Here is a 21,942-nt window from a genome sequence, read left to right on the forward strand (position 1 = left end):
AAACATCAAAAAAATGGCCTTGCTCCTCTCGAAGAGAGGAAAAGGCTTTGTGATCCGCCTAATTTACCAAATCTAATTTCCTTTATCTGTTTATTTCCCATAAACATGCAACCCCTGGCGCTTTTCTTGCGAAAAGAGCCAGGGGGTTTGTCATCAATCTCACCCCCCTCAGATAGAGGGGGGTCGTTTTTTGTCTGAATGAAAAGGAATTGATTGGAATATTGGGTAATATGAAGCGAGCGTTTCGTTGGACGGAGGGAAGGGAAATGAACAAATGAAGGGATTTGGCGAGTATGATGCGAAGGGAGAATGACTGTGAAATTTAACATCCGCGGAAACAATCTTGAGGTGACCCCTGCGCTCCGGGAATATGCCGAAAAAAAACTGAGCCGTTTGGAACGGTACTTTGACACGCCCTTGGAGTCGGATGTCAATGTGTCGCTTGCGATTCAGCGGGACGAGCACAAAGTCGAAGTGACCATTCCACTTCCGGGAGCCCTGGTTCGGGCCGAGGAAGCAAGCGGTGATATGTACGCCTCGCTGGATTTGGTCGTGGAGAAACTGGAGCGTCAGATTCGCAAATACAAGACGAAGGTCAACCGCAAGTTCCGCCAGGAAGGAAGTCTCCGTTCGCAGTGGAAGGATACAGGCGTCAAAAACGGGGCGCCGAGGGAATTGGAGGAGGATGCCCCGGAAGTGGTGAGGATCAAGCGGTTCAGCTTGAAACCGATGGACGTCGAGGAAGCGATCCTGCAGATGGACATGTTGGGACATAATTTTTTCGTCTTCTCCAATGCCGACACCAATCGGGTCAACGTGGTGTATCGTCGTCGGGACGGACGGTACGGGTTGATTGAGCCCGAATGATCGGCTGATCGATCTCCCCTCCGCGATGCGGCGAAGGATGAAGAGAAGGGGACATCTCTCCGACCGGGGTGCCCGGTCTTTTTTTTGCCCGTTGAACTGCATAGTTGCAACCGTATTCATTGGAATCCCGTTCAACTTTTTTGAAAGGGAAAATTCCGGAAAGCCGCTTCGGGTGAAGGATTCTCCGTACCGATACGGGCCCCCCGCACAATTGATTTTTTGCAGGGTTGCAAAAATATGTTATCATTATTATGATCACGCGCCGGAGCATTGTCGTGACGGCGGATACAGGCCGGGAGGCGCGAGAATCCCGAACGGCCCATGACAGTGGAGAGGGCTCCGGCGGCCCGTTCATGTCTGTGAGATCCAGCGAGCGGCGGGAATTTTCCCGCCGCCTTTGCCATAGTCCTTCATGATCGGAAGGGGATGACAGCGTGTTCAAAGCGATCCGTCAGTTGCTCAATTCCAACGACCGGCAGTTGAAAAAATGCTTCAAGATCGCTGATCAGATCGAAGCGTTGGAACCGTCGGTGTCAGCTTTGTCCGATGCCGGCTTGCGAGCCAAGACGGAGGAATTCAAGAACCGTCTTGCGGAGGGGGAAACCCTGGACGACCTGCTGCCCGAAGCCTATGCCGTCGTTCGGGAGGCGGCCAAGCGGGTGTTGGGCATGCGCCACTTCTACGTTCAGCTGGTCGGCGGGATTGTGCTGCACAACGGGGACATCGCCGAAATGAAGACCGGGGAGGGGAAAACCCTGGTCGCCACCCTTCCCGCCTATTTGAACGCCTTGGCCGGGAAAGGGGTTCACGTGGTGACGGTCAACGACTACCTGGCCCGCCGCGACCGGGAATGGATGGGCCAGGTGTTCGAATTTCTCGGCATGACCGTCGGTCTGAACGAAAACGGGATGACGCCGGAGGAAAAGCGGGCGGCTTACCGGGCGGACATCACCTTCGGGACGAACAACGAATTCGGTTTTGACTACCTGCGGGACAATATGGTGCTCTATCCGGAGCAGATTGTCCAGAGGGATCTCCATTTCGCCATCGTGGACGAAGTGGACAGCATCCTGATCGACGAAGCGCGGACGCCCCTGATCATCAGCGGGCAGGCCAACAAGGCCACGGACCTGTACTACAAGGCGGACCAGTTGGTTCGTCGGCTGAAGCCCGGGGATGACTACACCATCGACGAGAAGACTCGGACCGTCACCCTGACGGAGTCGGGGGTGGACAAGGCGGAATCCTTCCTCGGCATCGACAACCTGTATGACGCCCGGAACATCACCATCAACCACCACGTCCAGCAGGCGCTGAAGGCCCATGTGCTGATGAAGAGGGACCGGGACTACGTGGTGAACGAGGACGGGGTGGTGATCGTCGATGAGTTCACCGGCCGCTTGATGCACGGCCGCAGGTACAGCGACGGTCTGCACCAGGCGATCGAGGCGAAGGAAGGGCTGCAGGTTCAGCGGGAAAGCATGACACTGGCGACGATCACCCTGCAGAATTACTTCCGGCTGTACAAGAAGCTGGCGGGCATGACCGGCACCGCCAAGACGGAGGAAGAGGAGTTCCGCAAGATCTACGGCATGAACGTGGTGCAGATTCCCACCCACAGACCGATGATCCGGAAAGACCTCTCCGATGTCCTGTACCGCACCGAAGATGCCAAGTTCCGGGCGGTGGTGGAGGAAATCGTCCGGCGGCACGCCAAGGGGCAACCCGTGCTGGTCGGCACCATCTCCATCGACAAGTCGGAAAAACTCTCCCGCATGCTGAAAAAGCGGGGCATCCCCCACCAGGTGCTCAACGCCAAAAACCACGCCAAGGAGGCGGAGATCATCGCTCAGGCCGGGCAGAAGGGAGCGGTGACCATCGCCACCAACATGGCCGGGAGGGGGACCGACATCGTCCTGGGCGAAGGCGTGGCGGAGCTGGGCGGCCTTCACGTAATCGGTACGGAGCGGCACGAAAGCCGGAGGATCGACAACCAGCTGCGCGGTCGCTCCGGGCGGCAGGGGGATCCGGGATCCTCGCAGTTTTTCCTCTCCCTGGAGGATGACCTCATGCGCCGCTTCGCCCCGGACCGCATTCGCGAGTGGATGAATCAGAAAATGGATGATGACACGCCGATTGAAGGGGCCATGTTCAGCCGGTCGATCGAAAATGCCCAGAAAAAGGTGGAGGGCATCAACTTCGACACTCGCCGCTGGGTGCTTCAATATGACGACGTGTTGAATCAGCAGCGGGAGATCATCTACAAGCAGCGGCGCCAGGTGCTGTTGAGCGACAACCTCAAATACATCGTGCTGGACATGGCGAAGGAATTGATCCAGCGGGTGGTGGAGGTCCACGCGCCGGAGAAGGATCTGCCGGAGGAATGGGATCTGGAGTCGATCCTCGACTTCGCGGAATCCACCCTTTTCCCGGAGGGGGTTGTCGCGATCGAGGATCTGGAGGAATACGAAGAGCCGAAGCAGATCGTCGACAAACTGCTCAGTGAGACGGTTCGCCACTACGAACTGCGGGAGAAGGAGATCGGCTTCGAACGGATGCAGGAGTTTTCCAAGGTGGTGATCCTGCGGACCGTCGACCGGAAATGGATGGACCACATCGATGCGATGGACCAGCTGCGCCAGGGCATCCACCTGCGTGCCTACGGACAGACCAATCCCTTGCGGGAGTATCAGTTCGAAGGCTTTGAGATGTTTGAGCAGATGGTCCGCGAAATCCAGGAAGAAGTGGTCAAATACGTGATGAAGGCCAGCGTCGGGGAAAACCTGGAGCGGGAAGAGGTGGCCGTCAACAAGCAGGCCAGCGCCGGAGGTTCTCCCCACAGCCGCGAGGAAGCGCCGAAACGGCAGCCCGTCCGTCGGGAAAAGGTGGGACGGAACCAGCCCTGTCCCTGTGGCAGCGGTAAAAAATACAAGCACTGCTGCGCCCGGACGGTTCGGACGGGTTGAAATCGTCTGCTATAATGGATAGCGGGTCAAAAACAAACCAGAGGTGATGATGCGTGGAGCTGAGCGAACTGCGTCATGAATTGACCAATACAGCCAAGAAATTGGCGGACATCAGGGGGTCTCTTTGACGTCGGCAAGAAAAAAGCCCGCGTTGAAGAGCTGGAACAGCGGATGATCGCCCCCGGCTTCTGGGATAACCAGTCGGAAGCCCAGAAGGTGATCGACGAAGTCAAGCATCTGAAAGAACAAGTGGAGACCATGGCCAAGCTGGAGGAGTCCCAGGAGGAGCTGGAGCTGATGCTGGAGCTCGTCTCCGAGGAGCAGGATGAGTCCCTCCTCCCCGAATTGAAGGAGGGAATCCAATCCCTGAAGAAGGAATTGAATGAATTCGAACTGAACCTGCTCCTCAATGAGCCCTATGACAAGAACAGCGCCATTCTGGAACTCCATCCGGGGGCCGGCGGAACGGAATCCCAGGATTGGGCCTCCATGCTCCTCCGGATGTACACCCGATGGGCGGAGCGCAAAGGCTACAAGGTGGAGACCCTGGATTACCTGCCCGGTGAAGAGGCGGGGGTGAAAAGCGTCACCCTGCTCATCAAGGGACACAACGCCTACGGCTACCTCAAGGCGGAAAAGGGGGTTCACCGCCTGGTGCGGATCTCCCCCTTCGATGCGTCGGGCCGCCGCCACACCTCCTTCGTGTCGGCCAATGTGATGCCGGAAGTGGATGACGACGTCGAGGTGGAGATCAAGGCGGAAGATCTGAAGATCGACACGTATCGTTCCAGCGGAGCCGGCGGACAACATGTCAACACCACCGATTCCGCGGTGCGGATCACCCATCTTCCCACGGGGATCGTCGTCACCTGTCAGTCGGAACGCTCCCAGATCCAAAACCGGGAACGGGCGATGAAGATCCTGAAGGCCCGCCTGTACGAACGGATGATGGAGGAGCGGCAAAAGGAACTGGCCGAATTGCAGGGGGAACAGACGGAGATCGGATGGGGCAACCAGATCCGCTCTTACGTATTTCACCCCTACAGCATGGTGAAGGACCACCGAACCCAGGTGGAAGTGGGGAACGTTCAGGCGGTCATGGACGGAGAAATCGACGTGTTCATCGACGCTTACCTGCGGAAGCGGATCCAATCGTCCAAGGAACGGGATCGGTAAGCGGCCAAAGAGAAGCGATAGGGTGGTGAGTCCGATGGAGTGGAAAAACATCGCGCTGGAGCAGGGGGATGGCTGGGCCCTGATCACCATTCAGCGCCCCAAGGTGTTGAACGCCCTGAATCGGGAGACCCTGGAGGAGCTGGAACAGGCTGTCGATCAGGTGGAAGCCGATGAGAAGGTCCGGGCCCTGATCATAACCGGGGCCGGAGACAAGGCCTTTGTGGCCGGTGCCGATATCGGGGAGCTGCGGCAGATTCCCTCCGCCGCGGAGGGGGAGAGGCTTGCGGCCCGCGGGCAGGCTCTCTTTTCGCGGATCGAGGAGCTCGACAAACCGGTCATCATGGCGGTGAACGGATATGCCCTAGGAGGCGGATGCGAACTCGCCATGAGCGGAGATATTCTGATCGCTTCCGAAAAGGCACGCTTCGGTCAGCCGGAGGTGAATTTGGGGGTGATTCCCGGCTACGGGGGCACCCAGCGCCTTGCGCGGCTGGTGGGGAAGACGACCGCCAAATACCTGTGCCTGACGGGGGAGATGATTACCGCCGAAGAGGCGCTCAGGCTCGGGCTGGTTCAGAAGGTGGTTCCCCACGACCAGCTGCTGGAGGAGGCCCGCAAGCTGGCGGAACTGCTGGCCCAAAAGGCCCCGGTTGCCATGAGGTATATCAAAAAGGCAATCAACCAGGGGGCGGAAACGGATCTTCAGAGCGGTCTGCGGCTGGAGGCTTCTTTCTTCGGCCTTTCCTTCGATACCGAGGACCGAATCGAGGGGATGGACGCTTTCCTCCAGAAGCGGAATCCCCGTTTCCGCGGAAAATAAAATAACATGCCCTGAAACCGACCGGTCCGGTTCGGCCGGTTCTTTTTTGTGGGTGTTGATCGCTGGAAAAAAGGGAATATAACCACTCGTGGAAAGGTTTTCCGGGAACTTTTCGATCAGTAAAGTCGTTTAGCGTGTTGTGCCCGTACACCCTTGCTTTGACAACCTTGCACCATAAACAGACATTGGAGGGGGTCATGAACGATGGTTGCCATTCAAGCGGTGGTAGAGCTGGTGGAGATGGTTCCCGCCTTCGTGTGGATCGCTTTGACATTGGTTATCGCCTTGCTGATTTTTTTGACGGTGATTATGACGAAGAAGCGGAGCCGCGAAGTGGCGGAGCTGGACAAGCTGTTCGCCGATTCGAGCGAGGTTTCCTTTGACGAGCCTTTGGCTTTGAAGCGAAGACCGAGGAAAAAATTCAGCTTTAGCAACACCCAAAAAGGGAAGGAACGGGAAACCGATGGAGATATTTCTCCCGTGGGTGCCGTCCGGGCCGCAGAGGAAACCGACCGGTCTGACAAGGGCGGCGAGGGGGAAAAGGGCGGGGATGCATAACCCCCGCCCCTTTTGTTTACGATAACCATCAAAACCCCTCATCCAAGTTGAGGGACCCGACGGGAGGGGCGAGATGGCTGAACAAAAGGGAAGTCAGCGCAGAGCGGAAGAATCGAAGGATCGACATCAACTGATGGAAAAGCCCCGGGAAAAAGCCGCCCCCGGTTCCAGCTATCCGAGAAAGCCGGATCACCTCCGGGGACAATGACAATGCAGACGGGAGGTGCACGATGAGTAAACGCTGGTGGAAGCGCGTGCTGGTCGGAGGGGTCCTGTTGTGGGCTTTGACCGGCTGCGCCGGAGGTACGGATCAGGAAACGCAACCCCCCGAGCAGGGGGAAACTCCCTCCCAGGAAGAAGCCCCGGATGCCGGCGACGGGGCGACGGCGGATGCCGAAGTCAAGGCGGTCTATGACAACAACTGCGCCAGCTGTCACGGTGCCAACCTGGAAGGGAGCTTCGGCCCGTCGCTGACCAGCGTCGGATCGAAGTACTCCAAGGAAGAGATTGGTGAAATCATCAAGAACGGCAAGGGGCAGATGCCGGCGCAAACCCAGCTGTCCGACGCCGAACGGGAGTCCTTGTCCGCATGGCTGGCGGAACAGAAGTGAAACGAGCCGAAAAGGCTGCCGACTCTTTGTCGGCGGTCTTTTTATTTGGTGGGATCGCGGCAGATTTGGGTCAGCTCTTTGAAACAGCGGGACAAGGAAGGCGCGTCCACCGATTTTTCGCTTTCGTCTCCGCCAAAATGGAGGTTTTGACCGACATGTCCCTTTTAGGGCGATCCCGAGGTGGTTTCCGACTTCGGAAAAAGGGACCCAATTCTCATTCGGTACATTTTTTATGTGCCATTCGGGAAAGAGTCGAAATCGCCCGTTGGAGTTGAATCTGTTTCCGGCCGAGCCCATGGCGATATATCTTGTCCGGAGGCAAAAGGGCAGCGCCAAAAATGGTGACGCCAGTGCTGCACAGATACCACCCTTTACGCCGATGGGAGGGTCGCATTCATCTTTCGTTCGACCGTCCGCATTTCGCTCGGTGGATGTCGAAATTTTCATTCCATTGATGTTTGAGCCGGTGCCACAAGGGCCGGATTCGCTTCCACTCCGCTTCCCTTTCCCCGAGTCGGCGGCGTCTCCAGATTCTTCGGCCATCCAACGCGAAAAACGTGAAAGACCGGAGATCGGTTTTCCCTAAAGAACGGAAGGCCTTTCAAAATCGGGACAGTTGTGAATATGGGTGAAAAATGGGGATTGAATAAATATAATTCACTATGTATAATGTTACAAACCGACCTCCAAAGGAGTGAGAGTGGGAAGTGAAAACCGTGGTGATCGGGTCGACGGGGTACGGGGGAGTGGAGTTGATCCGCCTCCTTGAAAACCATCCCCAGGCCCGGATCGGCGCATTGGTCTCTTCCTCGCAGCCCCGTGAGCCGCTGAAGGCGGTCTATCCCCATTTGTCCCACATGGAGGAGACCCTGGAGGAACTGGACCCGGACCGCCTGTGCGAGGCGGGGGATGTGGTCTTCTTCGCCACCCCTCCCGGAGTCAGCAGCCAGTGGGCGCCCCGGTTTGCGGAGCGGGGGAAGGTGTGCATCGACCTGTCCGGCGATTTCCGCTTGACCGATGATGCGTACAGGCGGTGGTACGGGCGGGAGCCCGCTTCCGCCGATTGGCTGGAACGGGCGGTTTACGGGTTGTCGGAATGGTACGCGGAGCAAATCCGGAGCGCAACGCTCATCTCCAATCCGGGTTGTTATCCCACCGCCTCACTCCTGGCGTTGATTCCCCTGTTGAGGGAGCGGGCCATCGATCCGGACACGATCGTGATCGATGCCAAGTCGGGCGTGTCCGGCGCGGGGAGGGGGCTGAAGCTGAACGCGCTCTTCTGCGAAGTCAACGAGAATCTGCGTCCTTATCGGGTGGATGCCCACCAACACACTCCGGAAATCGAACGGTACGCCTCGGAAGCGTGGGGACGTCCGGTCCGCGTCACCTTCATTCCCCACCTGGTGCCGATGAACCGGGGAATACTCATCACCCTGACGGCCCGCGCGGCGGAGGGTTGGACCCGCCGCCGGCTGGAGGAGATGTACCGCGGGATTTATCAATCGGCTCCTTTTGTGAGAATTCGTTCTGAAAACGATTGGCCGGGGACGAAGCAGGTCCAGGGAAGCAATTATTGCGATCTGGCCGTCCATCTGGATGAACGAACCGGCCGGGTCATCGTGATGTCGGTCATCGACAACCTGGTCAAGGGGGCCGCCGGCCAAGCCGTCCAGAATCTCAACCTGCGCATGGGATGGGATGAGACGGCGGGCCTGGAGGGGCTTCCCCTCTATCCGTAAACCCTGTCGTGGGAAAAGACAAATCCATAAAGAGAGGGAGAGGAGCATGAACGGGCAGGGGACGCAGACGATTGCCGCGGAAGCGGGCTATGAGGTCGTTGCGGAACCGTCGGTGACTTCCCCTTCCGGGTTTGTCGCCGGAGGAGTGCACGCGGGTCTGAAGAAGAAAAGACGGGATCTGGGAATGATCTTCTGCGAGGTTCCCGCTTCCGCCGCGGCGGTTTATACCATGAACGCGTTTCAGGCCGCCCCCCTGAAGGTGACCCGGGACAGTTTGGCGGCCGAGGGTAAACTGCAGGCCGTCGTGGTCAACAGCGGCAATGCCAACGCGTGTACGGGTCAAAGGGGATTGGAGGATGCCCTGAAGACGCGCCGCGAGGCGGCCAAATTGCTCGGCATTCCGGATCACCGCGTCGCCGTGGCTTCCACCGGAGTGATCGGTGAGTTTCTGCCGATGGACCGGATGATGGAAGGGTTGGCCCGATTGGTGAAAGAGGTGGGAAAAGGGGGGCATCTCCCCTTCAGTGAATCGATCCTGACCACCGACACCTGCACCAAGGAGGCCGAGGTGGTCCTGAGGGTGGAAGGGCGTCCGGTGCGCATCGCCGGAGCGGCCAAGGGTTCCGGGATGATTCATCCCCAAATGGCCACGATGCTGGCCTTCCTCACCACCGATGCGGTGATCGATTCGCGCCACCTGCAGCATTTGCTGCGGGAAGTGACCGATGAGACCTTCAACATGATCACCGTCGACGGGGATTGCAGCACCAACGACATGGTGCTGGCCATGGCCAGCGGGCGGGCGGGCCACTCCGCCCTCCATCCGGACCATCCCGAATGGGCGGTGTTTAAAGCGGGTTTTGCCCATGTGGCCCGGGAGTTGGCCAAGATGATCGCCCGGGACGGGGAAGGGGCCACCCGGCTGGTGGAGGTGAGGGTCACCGGTGCCGCTTCCCAGGCCATGGCGCGGCGGGTGGCCAAGGGCGTGGTCGGTTCCAATCTGGTCAAATCGGCGGTTTACGGAGCGGACGCCAACTGGGGAAGAGTCTTTTGCGCCATCGGTTACTCCGACCCGGACGTGAAGACGGAAGCCGTCGATCTGTATATCGGGGATATTCCGGTGGTGCGGGAGAGCAGGCCCGTCTCCTTCAACGAGGAGCAGGTTCAGGCCCATATGAAGGAGGAACGGGTGCAATTCCGCATCGATCTCCATCAGGGCATCCACGAGGCGGTTGCCTGGGGATGCGATCTCACGTACGAGTATGTCCGGATCAACGCCTGTTACCGGACCTGAGACGAAGGGCCGAATCGGAGGAGAGGGAGTGGCGGACGTGCCGAGTGTGGTCGTAAAAATCGGGGGCAGCGTGCTGGAACGGCTTCATCCCAGTTTTTATGAAGCGTGTGTTTCTCTGCAACAGCGCGGCGTTCGAGTGGCGGTGGTTCACGGCGGCGGCCCGGTGATCAACCGGCTGCTGGAGCGTTCGGAGATCCGACCGAGCTTTGTCCGGGGGCTTCGGGTGACGGATGCGGAGACGCTGACATGGGTGCAGATGGCCTTGGCCGGGTTGGTGAACAAGGATCTGGTGGCGCGGCTTCAAGCCGCCGGCGCCGCCGCCGTCGGCCTCTCGGGGGTTGACGGAAAGCTGCTTCAGGTCAGGCAGAAGGATTCCTCCCTCGGCTATGTGGGGGAGGTCACCGGGGTGGAGACGGCTCTCCTATCCGCTCTGTTGGAGAAGGGGTGGATGCCGGTGACCGCCTCTCTGGGCGTCGACGAAGCCGGACAGATTTACAACGTCAACGCCGACACCGCGGCCGGAGCCATCGCCCGGGCGCTGCATGCGTCCCGGATGGTGATGGTGACCGACGTTCCCGGGATTTACGCCTCCCCGGAAAAAAAGGAGGGTGTGCTCCGCACCGTGACGCCCGCCGCGGTCCGCGATCTGATCCAAAACGGCAAGATCAGCGGAGGGATGATTCCCAAGGTGTCGGCGGCGCTGTCCTGCCTGAAGGGGCCGGTCCGGGAGGTGCTCATCGTGGACGGGGGAAAACCGTTTTCCCTGGACGGAACGAAGGAGGAAGGGTGGAACGGAACGCGGATCGTTCAGGAGGAGGGAGCCGATCATGTTGTTTCCCACTTACCAACGGTATGATGTCCGGGCGGCCAGGGGCGAAGGAGCCTGGCTCTGGGACGAGGCGGGCAGGCGCTGGCTCGATTTCACCTCGGGCCTGGCCGTCTGCAATTTGGGCCATTGCCATCCCCGGGTGACGGAGGCGGTGCAAAAGCAGCTGGAAAACCTGTGGCACGTCTCCAACCTGTTTCACATCCCGCTTCAGGAGGAAGTGGCCTCTATTCTGACGGAGGCGAGCGGGCTCGGTGCCGTCTTCTTCTGCAACAGCGGTGCGGAGGCCAATGAGGCGGCGATCAAGCTGGCCCGCAAGGCGGCCCGGGAGCGGCGGGGAATCGAGCTGCCGAACATCATCACCTTTGAGGGCTCCTTCCACGGGCGCACCCTGGCCACCCTGACCGCCACCGGACAGGAAAAGGTGAAGACCGGCTTCGCTCCCCTCCCGGAGGGCTTCGTCACCGTTCCTTTCGGGGACCTGGAGGCGGTGAAGCGGGCGTCCGATGATCGCACCGCGGCGGTGATGCTGGAGCTTGTGCAGGGAGAGGGCGGGGTCCGTCCCGCCGATCCGGCCTTCGTCGCGGGGCTGTTCCGTTTTTGCCAAGAACGGGAGATCCTGTTCATGGTGGACGAGGTGCAGACGGGGATGGGGCGCACCGGTTCGCTCTTCGCCTTCGAGGGGTACGGCGTGACGCCGGACGTGGTGACCTTGGCCAAGGGATTGGGCAACGGCATTCCCGTCGGCGCCATGATGGCCAGGTCCGATCTCGCCCCCGTGTTCGGCCCCGGCAGCCATGCCAGCACCTTCGGCGGAAATCCGGTTGCGATGGCCGCCGCCCGGGCTGTTTTGCGGGAGATCCGCCGTCCGGAGCTGCTGAAGAACGTCCGGGTGCAGGGCGAGCGCCTGCTTGCCTCCCTGCGGGACAAACTGAGGGATCATCCTTCCGTGAAGGAGATCCGGGGACGGGGATTGATGGTCGGAATTGAACTTGCGGAAGAGGCGGCGCCGGTGATCCGCCGCGCCCGGGAACGAGGATTGTTGGTGCTGCCGGCCGGCTCCCGGGTCGTCCGCCTTTTGCCTCCGCTGATCGTGACGGAGGAGATGGTCGACCGGGCCGTGGAGATCTTGGCCGATTCCGTGACGGCCTTGGGGGTGGCGGGACGATGAGGGCTTATCTGGTGTTGGACACGGGCGAGGTGTTTCCGGGCCAGTGGCTGGGCCGGCCCGTCGAGGCCAGGGGAGAGGTGGTTTTTACCACCGGCATGACCGGATACCAGGAAACCCTGACCGACCCCTCCTATGCGGGTCAAGTGATCACCTTCACCTATCCCCTGATCGGCAATTACGGGGTGACTTCGGGGGAAAGCGAAGGAAGGCGTCCCCTGTGCGCCGGTGCGGTGATGAGCGAAGTGTACGACGGGCCGGGGGGATCTCTGAGTCGGTGGCTGGCCGATCAGGGGGTGCCGGCCATTGTGGGAGTGGATACCCGGGCCGTCGCGAAACGGGTGCGGGACCGGGGACTGGTGCGGGGGGTGATCTCCGCCTCCCCCCGTCCCCCCCTCGGGAATTGGCCCGATCCGCGCTCGCTGGAGTGGGTGAGCCGGGCGGCGACGGAGGAGCCCCTCCATTATCCCGGTGAGGCGGGCGCCCCCCATATCGTGGTGATCGACCTGGGGGCCAAGGCATCCATCATCCGCGCCCTCCGCCGATCGGGATTTTCCGTGACGGTGGTTCCGTACTACTGGGCGCCGGAGAAAATCCGGCAGATGGAACCGGACGGACTGCTCCTCTCCAACGGCCCGGGGGATCCCCAGGCGCTGAAACCCTTTTTGCCGGCATGGGTTCCGCTCTTCAGGCAAATCCCCACCCTGGGGATCTGCCTGGGACATCAGCTGTTGGCGCTCGCCCTGGGCGGGGATACGGAAAGGCTGCCTTTCGGTCATCGCGGCAGCAATCACCCGGTGCGGGAATGCGCCACGGGCCGGGTCTGGATCACCTCGCAGAACCACGGTTACGCGGTTCGGGAGGATTCGCTGGATCCCGTGGAGTGGGAGGTGACGCACCGGCACGTCAACGACGGGACGGTGGAGGGCATCGCCCACCGGATGTACCCCGTGATGGGAGTGCAGTTCCACCCCGAGGCCCGTCCCGGGCCGACGGAGGCGAGCGCCCTTTTTGACCGGTTTGTTTCGTTAGTTTCGGCTAGGAAGAAGGTGCAGGTAAATGGTTGATTCCGCCTTTCCCTCAAGCGAATCATCGGGTGATCCCAACCCGGGACTGAAAAGCGTCCTGGTGATCGGGTCGGGGCCGATCGTGATCGGTCAGGCCGCCGAGTTCGACTATTCCGGGACCCAGGCCTGCCTCGCGCTGCGCGAGGAGGGGATCCGGGTGATTCTGGTGAACAACAATCCCGCCACGATCATGACCGACGAAGAGGTGGCCGACGTCGTTTATTCGGAACCCCTCACCGTCGACGTGCTGACGCGGATCATCGAAAGGGAGCGGCCGGAGGGGCTGCTGGCCACGATGGGCGGGCAGACCGGGCTGAACTTGGCCGTGGAGCTGAAGGAGCGGGGGGTGTTGGACGCCTTCGGCGTGAGACTGCTGGGAACCCCCGTGGAGACGATTCGGCACGGGGAGGACCGGGAAGCCTTCAAGCGGATGATGAAGGCGATCGGGGAGCCGGTGCCGGAAAGCGCCACCGTGTCCGCCGTGGAGGAAGCGGTCCGGTTCGCCGAGGGGATCGGCTACCCCGTGGTCGTGCGGCCGGCTTATACGCTGGGCGGCTTCGGAGGGGGCTTTGCGGAGGATGAGGCTTCCCTGCGGGAGATCGCCCGGCGGGGATTGGCCGCGAGCCCCATCCGGCAGGTGCTTGTGGAGAAAAGCATCCTGGGCTGGAAAGAGATCGAGTACGAGGTGATGCGGGATTCCGCCGACACCTGCATCACTGTCTGCAACATGGAAAACATCGATCCCGTCGGCGTTCACACCGGGGACAGCATGGTGGTGGCCCCGACGCAGACCCTTTCCGACCGGATGGTTCAACGCCTCCGCTCCGTCTCCTGCAAAGTGATCCGCGCCCTGAAGGTGGTCGGAGGGTGCAACATCCAGTTCGCCGTGCATCCGGAAACCGACGAATACGCCATCATCGAAGTGAATCCCCGGGTGAGCCGTTCCAGCGCCCTGGCCTCCAAGGCGACAGGTTACCCCATCGCCCGCCTGGCGGCGAAACTGGCCATCGGTTACCGCCTCGACGAGTGTCTCAATCCGGTGACCGGCCATACCTTCGCCAGCTTCGAACCCGCCCTCGATTACGTAGTCGTGAAGCTCCCCCGCTGGCCCTTTGACCGCTTTCCCCGGGGCGATCGAAAGCTGGGGACCCAGATGAAGGCCACCGGGGAAGTGATGGCCCTGGGCCGCAATCTGGAATCGGCCCTGTACAAGGCGGTCCGCTCCCTGGACATGGGGCGGTTCTCCCTGATTCAACCCTTTGCCCGGGAGCTTTCCGACGACCGGCTGGCGGACCGCCTGCGGCGCCCCGACGATGAGCGGCTGTTTCTCCTGGCGGAGGCTTTCCGCCGGGGGTGGGAGCTGGAGGATGTGCGCGGGAAGACCGGAATCGCTCCCTTTTTCCTGCACAAAATCCGCTCGATGGTTCAGCTGGAGGAGGAGCTGGCGGAACACACCTGGGAGACGGCGCCCGACTCCCTCCTGGTGCGGGCGAAGGAATGGGGAGTGGCCGATGCCCACCTGTCCCGCCTCTACGGCGTGCCGGAAAGGGAGGTGCGAAGGCGCTGGGAGCGGCTGGAGCGCGGCCCGGCCTACAAGTGGGTGGATACTTGCGCCGGCGAATTCATCGCAGAGACGCCGTATTTCTACTCCACCTGGAAGGGGGAGGACGAGGTGGTGCCGGCGGAAGCCGAGCGCCGCGTTCTCGTCCTCGGTTCGGGTCCCATCCGCATCGGCCAGGGGATCGAGTTCGACTACTGTTCGGTCCACGCCGCCAAGGCGCTCAGGGAGATGGGGATTCACTCCATCGTCATCAACAACAACCCGGAGACGGTCAGCACCGATTACTCCACTGCGGATCGGCTCTATTTCGATCCCCTCACCGTCGAGGATGTTTACCACGTGGCCCGGAAGGAACGGGTGGAGGGCATCCTCGTCCAGTACGGGGGACAGACGGCGGTGAATCTGATCGGGGGATTGGAGGAGGCGGGCCTTCCCGTCCTGGGGACCTCCGCCGAAGTGGCCGCCGCGGTGGAGGACCGGAAGCGGTTTACGGAGCTGCTCCTGAAGCTGGACATCCCGCACATCCCGGGCGCGACCGCCTCCACCCGCGACGAGGTGCTGCCCCTGGCCGACCGGCTGGGCTATCCCCTGCTTCTTCGCCCCTCCTTTGTGATCGGAGGACAGGGAATGCAGGTGGTGCACAGCCGGGAGGAGCTGGCGGAAGTGATGGACGCCTTCGATGCCTACTCCCTCTCGGAGAAGGCGTTCCCCCTGCTGCTGGACCGCTTCCTCGAGGGGCTGGAGGTGGAGGTGGACGCCGTCACCGACGGCCGGGACGTGATGATCCCGGTTCTGATTCAACACGTGGAGCGGGCGGGGGTTCACTCCGGCGACAGCATCTCCCTTCTTCCCGCCCTGGATCTGACGGCAAATCAGAGGAAAGCGATCGTCGAGTACACGCATCGGATTGCCCGGGCGCTCCCCCATCGGGGATTGCTCAACATCCAGTTCATCGTTCAGGGAGACGAGGTGTACTGCCTGGAGGTGAACCCGCGGGCTTCGCGCACGGTTCCCGTCGTCAGCAAGGTGATGGGAGTGCCGATGGTCGGCTGGGCCACCCGGGTGCAGCTGGGGGAATCCCTCCGATCCTTCGCGCCGACGGGGCTGCTGCCCCCGCCGGACGTCTTTGCGGCCAAAGGGCCCGTGTTTTCCGCGGCGAAATTGCCCGGAGTCGACCCCGCCCTGGGGCCTTCCATGAAGTCGACCGGAGAAGTGCTCGGGTTGGGGGAATCGCCGGAGGAGGCGGTAGCCAAGGTGTTGCCGTCCGTGGCCGGTTCACCCCTGCCCCGCCTCGGCCCGGGGGTGACGGTGGGGCTTTCCGTCGCCGACAAGGCGAAACCGGACCTGGAGGGAATCGTTCCGGATCTGCTGCGGCGGGGAGTCTCCCTGCGCGCCACGCCCGGCACGGCCCGCTGGATCGCGGATCGTTGGGGGGCTTCCGTCGAGGAGTTGAAGCCGGATGAGTGGACGAATTGGCTTCGGGAAGAGGGAGCGAAGATGGTGCTGAACATCCCCGGCAGCGGCGGCGACGCCCGGCGCAGCGGCTTTCGCCTGCGCCAGGCATGCCTCGGCTGGCAGGTGCCCTGTTTCACCTCCATCGACACCTTCCGCTGGGTGATCCGAACCCAGGAAGCGGACCGGGGGCATGCATTCCCCCTTCTTCCTCTGCAGGCCATCAATCGAAAGGAGCGGATGATGCGATGAGCGCGTTACAGCCGAAACCGTGGTTGAACACCCTTCGGGGACGGGACTTTCTGTCGTTGGGGGACGTGTCCCCGGCGGAAGTGGAGGGTTTGCTCGACTTGGCCGAGGATCTGAAGAAAAAAAGGGATGCGGGAGGAGTTGCGGCTCCCCTCGCCGGAAAGACCCTGGCGATGATCTTCGACAAACCCTCCACGCGCACGCGGGTTTCCTTTGAAGCGGGGATGATCCAACTGGGCGGACACGCCCTTTCCCTCAACCGTAATGAGCTGCAGCTGGGGAGAGGGGAAACCCTCGCGGACACGGCGCGCACCCTGTCCCGCTATGTGGACGGCATCCTCATCCGCACCCATTCCCATGCCACCGTCGTCGAGCTGGCCCGCCACGCCACCGTTCCGGTGATCAACGGACTCACCGACCGCTTCCATCCCTGCCAGGCCCTGGCCGACCTGCTGACCCTGCGGGAAAAGAAGGGGCGGCTTGCGGGGCTGAAGATGGCCTATGTGGGCGACGGAAACAATGTGCTGCACTCCCTTCTCCACGCCGCGGCGGCCACGGGCATGCACCTGGCGGTGGCGACGCCTCCCGGCTATGAGCCGGATCCCGAGGTGGTCGCCGTGGCGAACAAGATCGCGCTGACCACCGGAGCCAGGCTGAGCCTTTTCCACGATCCGGCGGCGGCGGTCCGCGGCGCGGACGCCGTGTACACCGACGTGTGGGCCAGCATGGGCCAGGAGGAGGAGAAAGAGCGGAGGATCCGGGACTTTCAGGGATTCCAGGTTGACTCGAAGCTGATGGCCCAGGCCAAGGAGGATGTCCTTTTTCTTCACTGTCTTCCTGCTTATCGCGGACTGGAGGTGTCCGAAGAAGTGATTGACGGACCCCGGTCGGTGGTGTTCGACCAGGCGGAAAACCGCCTGCATGCCCAGAAGGCGCTGCTGTTGACCTTGCTGGGATGATTTGGGGCACACAGAAAAGGGATTTTCGGCTGACGCTTGTGTTACACGGGCGTCAGCTTGTTTCATTTCGGCGTCCGAAAGAAATGCCGAGCCGGAAGCAGGAACGACGGTTACACGGCTCGTCGGGATGGATCTTTTCCGGTTTTTTTGGTATGTTTGTCATGCTTTTGATTTCGCCGGCGGGGAGGGTGGAGGCGGTGACATGGTTGTACCTGACTCGGCACGGTCAAACCGAGTGGAATGTGGAGAACCGGTTTCAGGGAAGCAGTGATTCGCCCCTGACGGAAAAGGGCGTCCGACAGGCGGAGTATCTGGCAGAGCGTCTTCGGGGGATCTCCTTCGATGCCGTCTACTCCAGCCCGGCGGGACGCGCTCTCCGAACGGCGGAGATCCTTTGCGGCGATCGGGATGTGGCGATCCGGGAACACCCGGATCTTCGGGAGATGGAGCTGGGAGACTGGGAGGGGATGAGGTCCGAGGAGATCGAGGTCCGGTTTCCGGAGGAATTCGACCGATATTGGAGAAAGCCGCACCTTTATCGCAGGGAGCGGGGGGAAAGTTATATCGATGTGCAAAGGCGGGTGGTATCTTCGATGGGAGAAATCCTGCGATCCCACCCCGGGGGGAACGTTCTGATCGTCACCCACACCGTCGTGTTGAAAACCTTGATGGCCCACTTTGAGGGGCGGCCGCTGGAGCGGCTCTGGGATCCTCCTTACATTCATCCCGCCTGTCTCAATCTGGTTCGGGTGGGCGAAGGGAAAAGGGAAATCCTCCTCCACGGGGACATCGCCCATTTTCCCGAGGAATGGCGGGCGCGGGCGTAACGGTTTCTTCGGGAATGAAAACCGCCCCCGAAGGGGCGGTGTGACGCCGAACGTGCGTTGGAGGCAAAGAGCCTTCCGAGTCCGATCCCTGAGCGATTATGCCCGCTCCAGCCGGGCGATGCGGTCCTCCAGATCCGGGTGGCTGGAGAACAGTTTGAGCCAGCCGGAACGGTTGCTGATTTTCATCGTCTGCAGGGACTTGTGGCTCGGATCGATCATGCTCACGTGCTGTTGCAACAAGCGGAGGGCGTGGATCATTTTTTCCTTTCCGGCCAGATCGGCACCGCCGCGATCGGCGTGATATTCGCGGTGGCGGGAGTAAGCCATCACCACGATGCTGCCCAGGATGGAGAAGAGAATATCAAAGACGATGATGCAGATGAAATGGACCACTCCGGCCAACTCTTCCCGTACGAAGCGGGAGACGACGTAGGCGGCCAACCGGGACAGGAAGACCACAAAGGTGTTGATGACGCCCTGGAGAAGGGTCATCGTCACCATGTCCCCGTTGGCGATGTGCGCCACTTCATGGCCCAGGACCCCTTGAACGCCTTCCTTGTCCATGTTTTCCAATAGTCCCGTGGAGACGGCGACGAGGGAGCGGTTTCGGGTGGGACCGGTGGCGAAGGCGTTCACCTCGGGGGAGTCGTAAATCCCCACCTCGGGCATTTCCACCAGACCGGCCCTCCGCGCCAGCCGGTGGACCTCCTCCACCAGCCACCGTTCATCCGAAGACAGGTTCGGGTCGTCGGGAGAAAGGACCCGGACATTCAACATCCACTTGGCCATGGTCCGGGAGAGGGCGAGGGAGATCAGTGCCCCCGTGAATCCGACAATGGCGCTGAACACCAGCAGAGCCGTAAAGTCAATTCCCTGCTCCGTCACATAGTGACGGATTCCAAGGATGTTGGTGACCAGCAGGATGGTGACCACGATGAGTGCGTTGACGGTGAGGAAAAGGAAGATCCGTTTGCCCATCATCCAACCTCCTTTAGTGTTTGGATCGCATTTTTGCGATGGCGAAGTTCGGTTCATCCCGGGCCAAGCCGCTCCTGGGCGCCGCTTTCGGGTCGGCTTTGACTACTATAGACATTAGCACAAAAGTCCGAAAAATACCAGGTTGGTTGGGTTGCCTTGCCTGTAGCAGAAACGGTCTTCGGAGTAGGTGCGGTTTTCCTCCGGCCGGATTGTGGGATACAATGGTTCTGAACCGCTTGAACAAGGGTGCATCCCGGAGAGTAAAGAACGGTGCTCTTCAGATGATTTACAGGAAAGGTGGTGGTCCGATGAAATTGCTGTCGATCGAACCCACTCCCAGTCCCCACACGATGAAATTGAACCTGGATCGTCGTCTGCCCGGTGACAAGGGAGTCACCTACACCGCCGTCAACCGGGAGGAAGCGCCGGAGCTCCTGCGGCGGATCCTGGAGGTCCCGGGTGTGAAAAGCGTGTTTCAGGTGGCCGACTTTATTGCCGTCGACCGTCATCCGAAGGCGGATTGGCGAGAAATTCTGGGGGAGATCAAGAGGATCTTCGGGGAGAAAGGGGATGCGGGCGGCGCAGCGTCCGTTCAAACCGGAAAAGGGTACGGTGAAGTGCAGGTCTACGTCCAGATGTTCCGGGGCATCCCCATGCAGATCAAACTGGTCGCGGGGGTGGAGGAACGGGAAGAACGGCGCTATGCCCTGCCGGATCGCTTTATGAAAGCCGCCATGAAGGCCCAGGCCGCGTCGGAGAACATCGTGCTGGAGCGTCGCTGGGAGGAGAGGGGAGTCCGGTACGGGGAGATGGACGAGATCGGTGAAACCGTCGCCCAGGAAATCGACGCCGCCTACGATGAAGAAAGGCTGAACCGGCTGGTCGAGGGGGTGTTGCAGGGCGAGGACGTGCAGCGGATGGAAGCGGAAGAAAAGCTTTCTTCCGCCGAGGTGGCCCGGGGTCTGGAAGCGTCCGACTGGAAAAAGCGCTTTGCCGCTTTGGAGCGGATGGATCCCACCTTGGAGGACCTGCCGGTGCTCGCCAAAGCCCTGGAGGATCCCAAGGCGTCCATTCGCCGCCTGGCGACCGTCTACTTGGGGATGATCGGCGGGAAGGAAGTTCTCCCTCTCTTGTACCGGGCGCTGAAGGATTCCTCCGCCATCGTCCGCCGGACGGCGGGGGACACCCTGTCCGACCTGGGGGATCCCGATGCGATCGGCCCCATGGCCGAGGCGCTGAAGGATTCCAACAAGCTGGTCCGGTGGCGCGCCGCCCGCTTCCTGTACGAAGTGGGAGATGAAAGGGCGCTTCCCGCCCTCCGCCAGGCCCAGGACGATCCGGAATTCGAGGTGGACATGCAGATCAAGATGGCCATTGCCCGCATCGAGAGCGGAGAGGAAGCGAGCGGCACCGTGTGGCAGCAGATGACGCGGAGCATCTCCGGCCGCGAAAAGGGGAAGGATTGATCGCGCCCGGTTCCCCGGGTACCTCGGGTCCGTGTCGGGCATGGGTCTGACGAAAATCCGTTCATCGACTTTGCGACAATTCTCCGGCTTGTCACTCGCCGGTTCCGCTTGTTTGCCGATCCATCAAGCGGAAAAAGCGGAGCGGCCTCCCGCTGAGCCTGGGAACCGGGAGCCGATTTTTCGCCGAGCGACTTGGGCCTGAACGGAGCCGCGGCGAAAAATCGCTCTCTCCCGATCCCTGTCAACGGCCGGGTGGAGCCTTGCTCCGCTTTTTTTTTGCCTGACGCGGGAGGAGATTGCTCCTCAAAGATCGATCACGGTTCCCCGGTTGAGCCGCCTTGCCTTCTCGTAGACGCTTTTCGCCACCGCCGTGTCCAAAAAGGCGACGCCCACCGATTTGAACACCGTGATCTCCTCCGGCTTCTCCCGTCCCGGCTTTTTCCCGGCGACGATCTCTCCCAGTTCGCCGTACAGTTTTTCCGCATTCCACTCTCCCGTCCCCATCGGTATCAGCAGATCCCCCGCCTCGTGCATCGCCCCTTCGCGCGTGTCCACCACCACCTTGCTGCTCCGGTTGAGGAGGACGGCGTCCACTTCCCGCATGTGTGGCAGATAGGCGCCGATGGCGCTGACGTGGGTGCCGGGGGGAATCTTCCTGCCGTCGAAGAGCGGCTGTGTCGACCGGGTGGCGCACAGGATGATATCCGCTCCCTGGACGGCTTCTTCCGGCCGGTCGAAGACCGAAATCGTCCCCGCCCAGTTTGGACGGGCTTCCCGAATCGCCTTTACCAGCCGCTCCGCCTTCTCCCGGGTCCGGTTCCACACCCGGATTTCCGTCAGGTCGCGCACTTCCATCACCGCCTGGATCTGTCCGATGGCCTGGGCACCCGCGCCGAGCAGGGCACAGACCCGGGCATCTTTCCGGGCCAGGTGCTTGGCGGCCACGCCGGAGATGGCTCCGGTGCGGAGCACCGTCAAGTAAGTGGCGTCCATCAGCGCCAGGTGTTCGCCGGTTTCCGCGTCGGTGAGCAGCGTGATTCCCTGGATGGCGGGCCTTCCCCGCTGGGGATTGTCGGGGAAAACGCTGACGATCTTGATGCCCATCGATTCCGCCGGTTCCACGAAGGAGGGCATGTACAGCGTGGCGGCCTCTCCCGTCCCCGCGGACAAGGCGATGCGCACCGGCGTGACGGTCTTTCCCTCCTGATGGGCCCGAAAAGCTTCCTCCACATCCCTCAGGCAGTCCTTCATCGAATAGAGCGCTCGGATGTCTTGCTTCGACAGCGCCAGCAAGGCGGATCTCCCTCCGTTTCGTCGGGTGATTGAGAAGAAAGGCAATCCGCCCGGTTTCGGGCGGA

18 protein-coding genes are annotated in these 21,942 nt (G+C 61.3%); 16 read left to right on the top strand and 2 right to left on the bottom strand.

Annotated elements, in window-relative coordinates:
- Window positions 1–315: 315 nt before the first annotated feature.
- The 15 genes from hpf to CLV97_RS05210 all read left to right on the top strand — a co-directional run bounded on the left by hpf (window position 316) and on the right by CLV97_RS05210 (window position 18,140).
- Complete coding sequence (gene hpf / locus CLV97_RS05145; protein WP_106344464.1) at window positions 316–867, top strand: ribosome hibernation-promoting factor, HPF/YfiA family; 552 nt, start codon at window positions 316–318, stop codon at window positions 865–867.
- A gap of 434 nt (window positions 868–1,301) precedes the next feature.
- On the top strand, window positions 1,302–3,833 hold the full coding sequence (gene secA / locus CLV97_RS05150; RefSeq protein ID WP_106344465.1) for a preprotein translocase subunit SecA: 2,532 nt from the start codon (window positions 1,302–1,304) through the stop codon (window positions 3,831–3,833).
- Window positions 3,834–3,886: 53 nt separating this feature from the next.
- Window positions 3,887–5,009, top strand: a protein-coding gene (gene prfB / locus CLV97_RS05155) for a peptide chain release factor 2 (protein ID WP_106344466.1) whose coding sequence is annotated in 2 segments (ribosomal slippage) — window positions 3,887–3,958 and window positions 3,960–5,009 — 1,122 coding nt in all. Because the reading frame shifts where the segments join, the coding sequence is not laid out codon by codon here.
- A 34-nt stretch (window positions 5,010–5,043) separates the two neighbouring features.
- The gene (locus CLV97_RS05160; RefSeq protein WP_106344467.1) at window positions 5,044–5,829 is read left to right on the top strand and encodes an enoyl-CoA hydratase-related protein; all 786 of its coding nucleotides are present in this window, start codon (window positions 5,044–5,046) and stop codon (window positions 5,827–5,829) included.
- A gap of 204 nt (window positions 5,830–6,033) precedes the next feature.
- A complete protein-coding gene (locus tag CLV97_RS05165; RefSeq protein WP_106344468.1) occupies window positions 6,034–6,387 on the top strand; it encodes a hypothetical protein in 354 nt (117 codons plus the stop codon).
- Window positions 6,388–6,460: 73 nt separating this feature from the next.
- Window positions 6,461–6,595: a hypothetical protein gene (locus tag CLV97_RS18760; protein WP_281257583.1), complete on the top strand. Its 135-nt coding sequence runs from the start codon at window positions 6,461–6,463 to the stop codon at window positions 6,593–6,595.
- A 22-nt stretch (window positions 6,596–6,617) separates the two neighbouring features.
- Window positions 6,618–6,998: a c-type cytochrome gene (locus tag CLV97_RS05170; RefSeq protein ID WP_106344469.1), complete on the top strand. Its 381-nt coding sequence runs from the start codon at window positions 6,618–6,620 to the stop codon at window positions 6,996–6,998.
- A gap of 707 nt (window positions 6,999–7,705) precedes the next feature.
- Window positions 7,706–8,737 carry an N-acetyl-gamma-glutamyl-phosphate reductase gene (gene argC, locus CLV97_RS05175; RefSeq protein WP_106344470.1) on the top strand — a complete coding sequence of 344 codons (1,032 nt, stop codon included), beginning with the start codon at window positions 7,706–7,708 and terminating at the stop codon, window positions 8,735–8,737.
- Window positions 8,738–8,783: 46 nt separating this feature from the next.
- The gene (gene argJ / locus CLV97_RS05180; RefSeq protein WP_106344471.1) at window positions 8,784–10,031 is read left to right on the top strand and encodes a bifunctional glutamate N-acetyltransferase/amino-acid acetyltransferase ArgJ; all 1,248 of its coding nucleotides are present in this window, start codon (window positions 8,784–8,786) and stop codon (window positions 10,029–10,031) included.
- Window positions 10,032–10,059: 28 nt separating this feature from the next.
- A complete protein-coding gene (argB, locus tag CLV97_RS05185) occupies window positions 10,060–10,887 on the top strand; it encodes an acetylglutamate kinase (protein ID WP_170070366.1) in 828 nt (275 codons plus the stop codon).
- Window positions 10,859–12,028, top strand: coding sequence for an acetylornithine transaminase (locus tag CLV97_RS05190; protein WP_106344473.1), 1,170 nt, complete (start codon window positions 10,859–10,861; stop codon window positions 12,026–12,028). The genes argB and CLV97_RS05190 overlap by 29 nt, the downstream gene beginning before the upstream one ends.
- The gene (locus CLV97_RS05195; protein WP_106344474.1) at window positions 12,025–13,092 is read left to right on the top strand and encodes a carbamoyl phosphate synthase small subunit; all 1,068 of its coding nucleotides are present in this window, start codon (window positions 12,025–12,027) and stop codon (window positions 13,090–13,092) included. The genes CLV97_RS05190 and CLV97_RS05195 overlap by 4 nt, the downstream gene beginning before the upstream one ends.
- Complete coding sequence (carB, locus tag CLV97_RS05200) at window positions 13,085–16,357, top strand: carbamoyl-phosphate synthase (glutamine-hydrolyzing) large subunit (protein WP_106344475.1); 3,273 nt, start codon at window positions 13,085–13,087, stop codon at window positions 16,355–16,357. Before CLV97_RS05195 ends, carB begins: the two co-directional genes overlap by 8 nt.
- A complete protein-coding gene (gene argF / locus CLV97_RS05205; protein WP_106344476.1) occupies window positions 16,354–17,313 on the top strand; it encodes an ornithine carbamoyltransferase in 960 nt (319 codons plus the stop codon). The genes carB and argF overlap by 4 nt, the downstream gene beginning before the upstream one ends.
- A 197-nt stretch (window positions 17,314–17,510) precedes the next feature.
- Window positions 17,511–18,140: a histidine phosphatase family protein gene (locus CLV97_RS05210; protein ID WP_211295686.1), complete on the top strand. Its 630-nt coding sequence runs from the start codon at window positions 17,511–17,513 to the stop codon at window positions 18,138–18,140.
- Window positions 18,141–18,236: 96 nt separating this feature from the next.
- Here the strand turns inward: CLV97_RS05210 and htpX are convergent, their stop codons facing one another.
- Window positions 18,237–19,118 (bottom strand): protease HtpX, encoded by an 882-nt coding sequence (htpX, locus tag CLV97_RS05215; protein ID WP_106344477.1) that lies wholly within the window; start codon window positions 19,116–19,118, stop codon window positions 18,237–18,239.
- Window positions 19,119–19,426: 308 nt separating this feature from the next.
- On the opposite strand from htpX, the gene CLV97_RS05220 reads away from it, so the two are divergent.
- A complete protein-coding gene (locus CLV97_RS05220; protein WP_106344478.1) occupies window positions 19,427–20,584 on the top strand; it encodes a conserved virulence factor C family protein in 1,158 nt (385 codons plus the stop codon).
- A 303-nt stretch (window positions 20,585–20,887) separates the two neighbouring features.
- Here CLV97_RS05220 and CLV97_RS05225 read toward each other — a convergent pair whose 3' ends face one another.
- Entirely contained in the window at window positions 20,888–21,877 is a 990-nt protein-coding gene (locus CLV97_RS05225) for an ornithine cyclodeaminase family protein (RefSeq protein ID WP_106344479.1), read from the bottom strand.
- Between the last annotated feature and the right edge of the window lie 65 nt (window positions 21,878–21,942).

It is taken from the genome of Planifilum fimeticola (assembly GCF_003001905.1).
Classification (GTDB): domain Bacteria; phylum Bacillota; class Bacilli; order Thermoactinomycetales; family DSM-44946; genus Planifilum; species Planifilum fimeticola.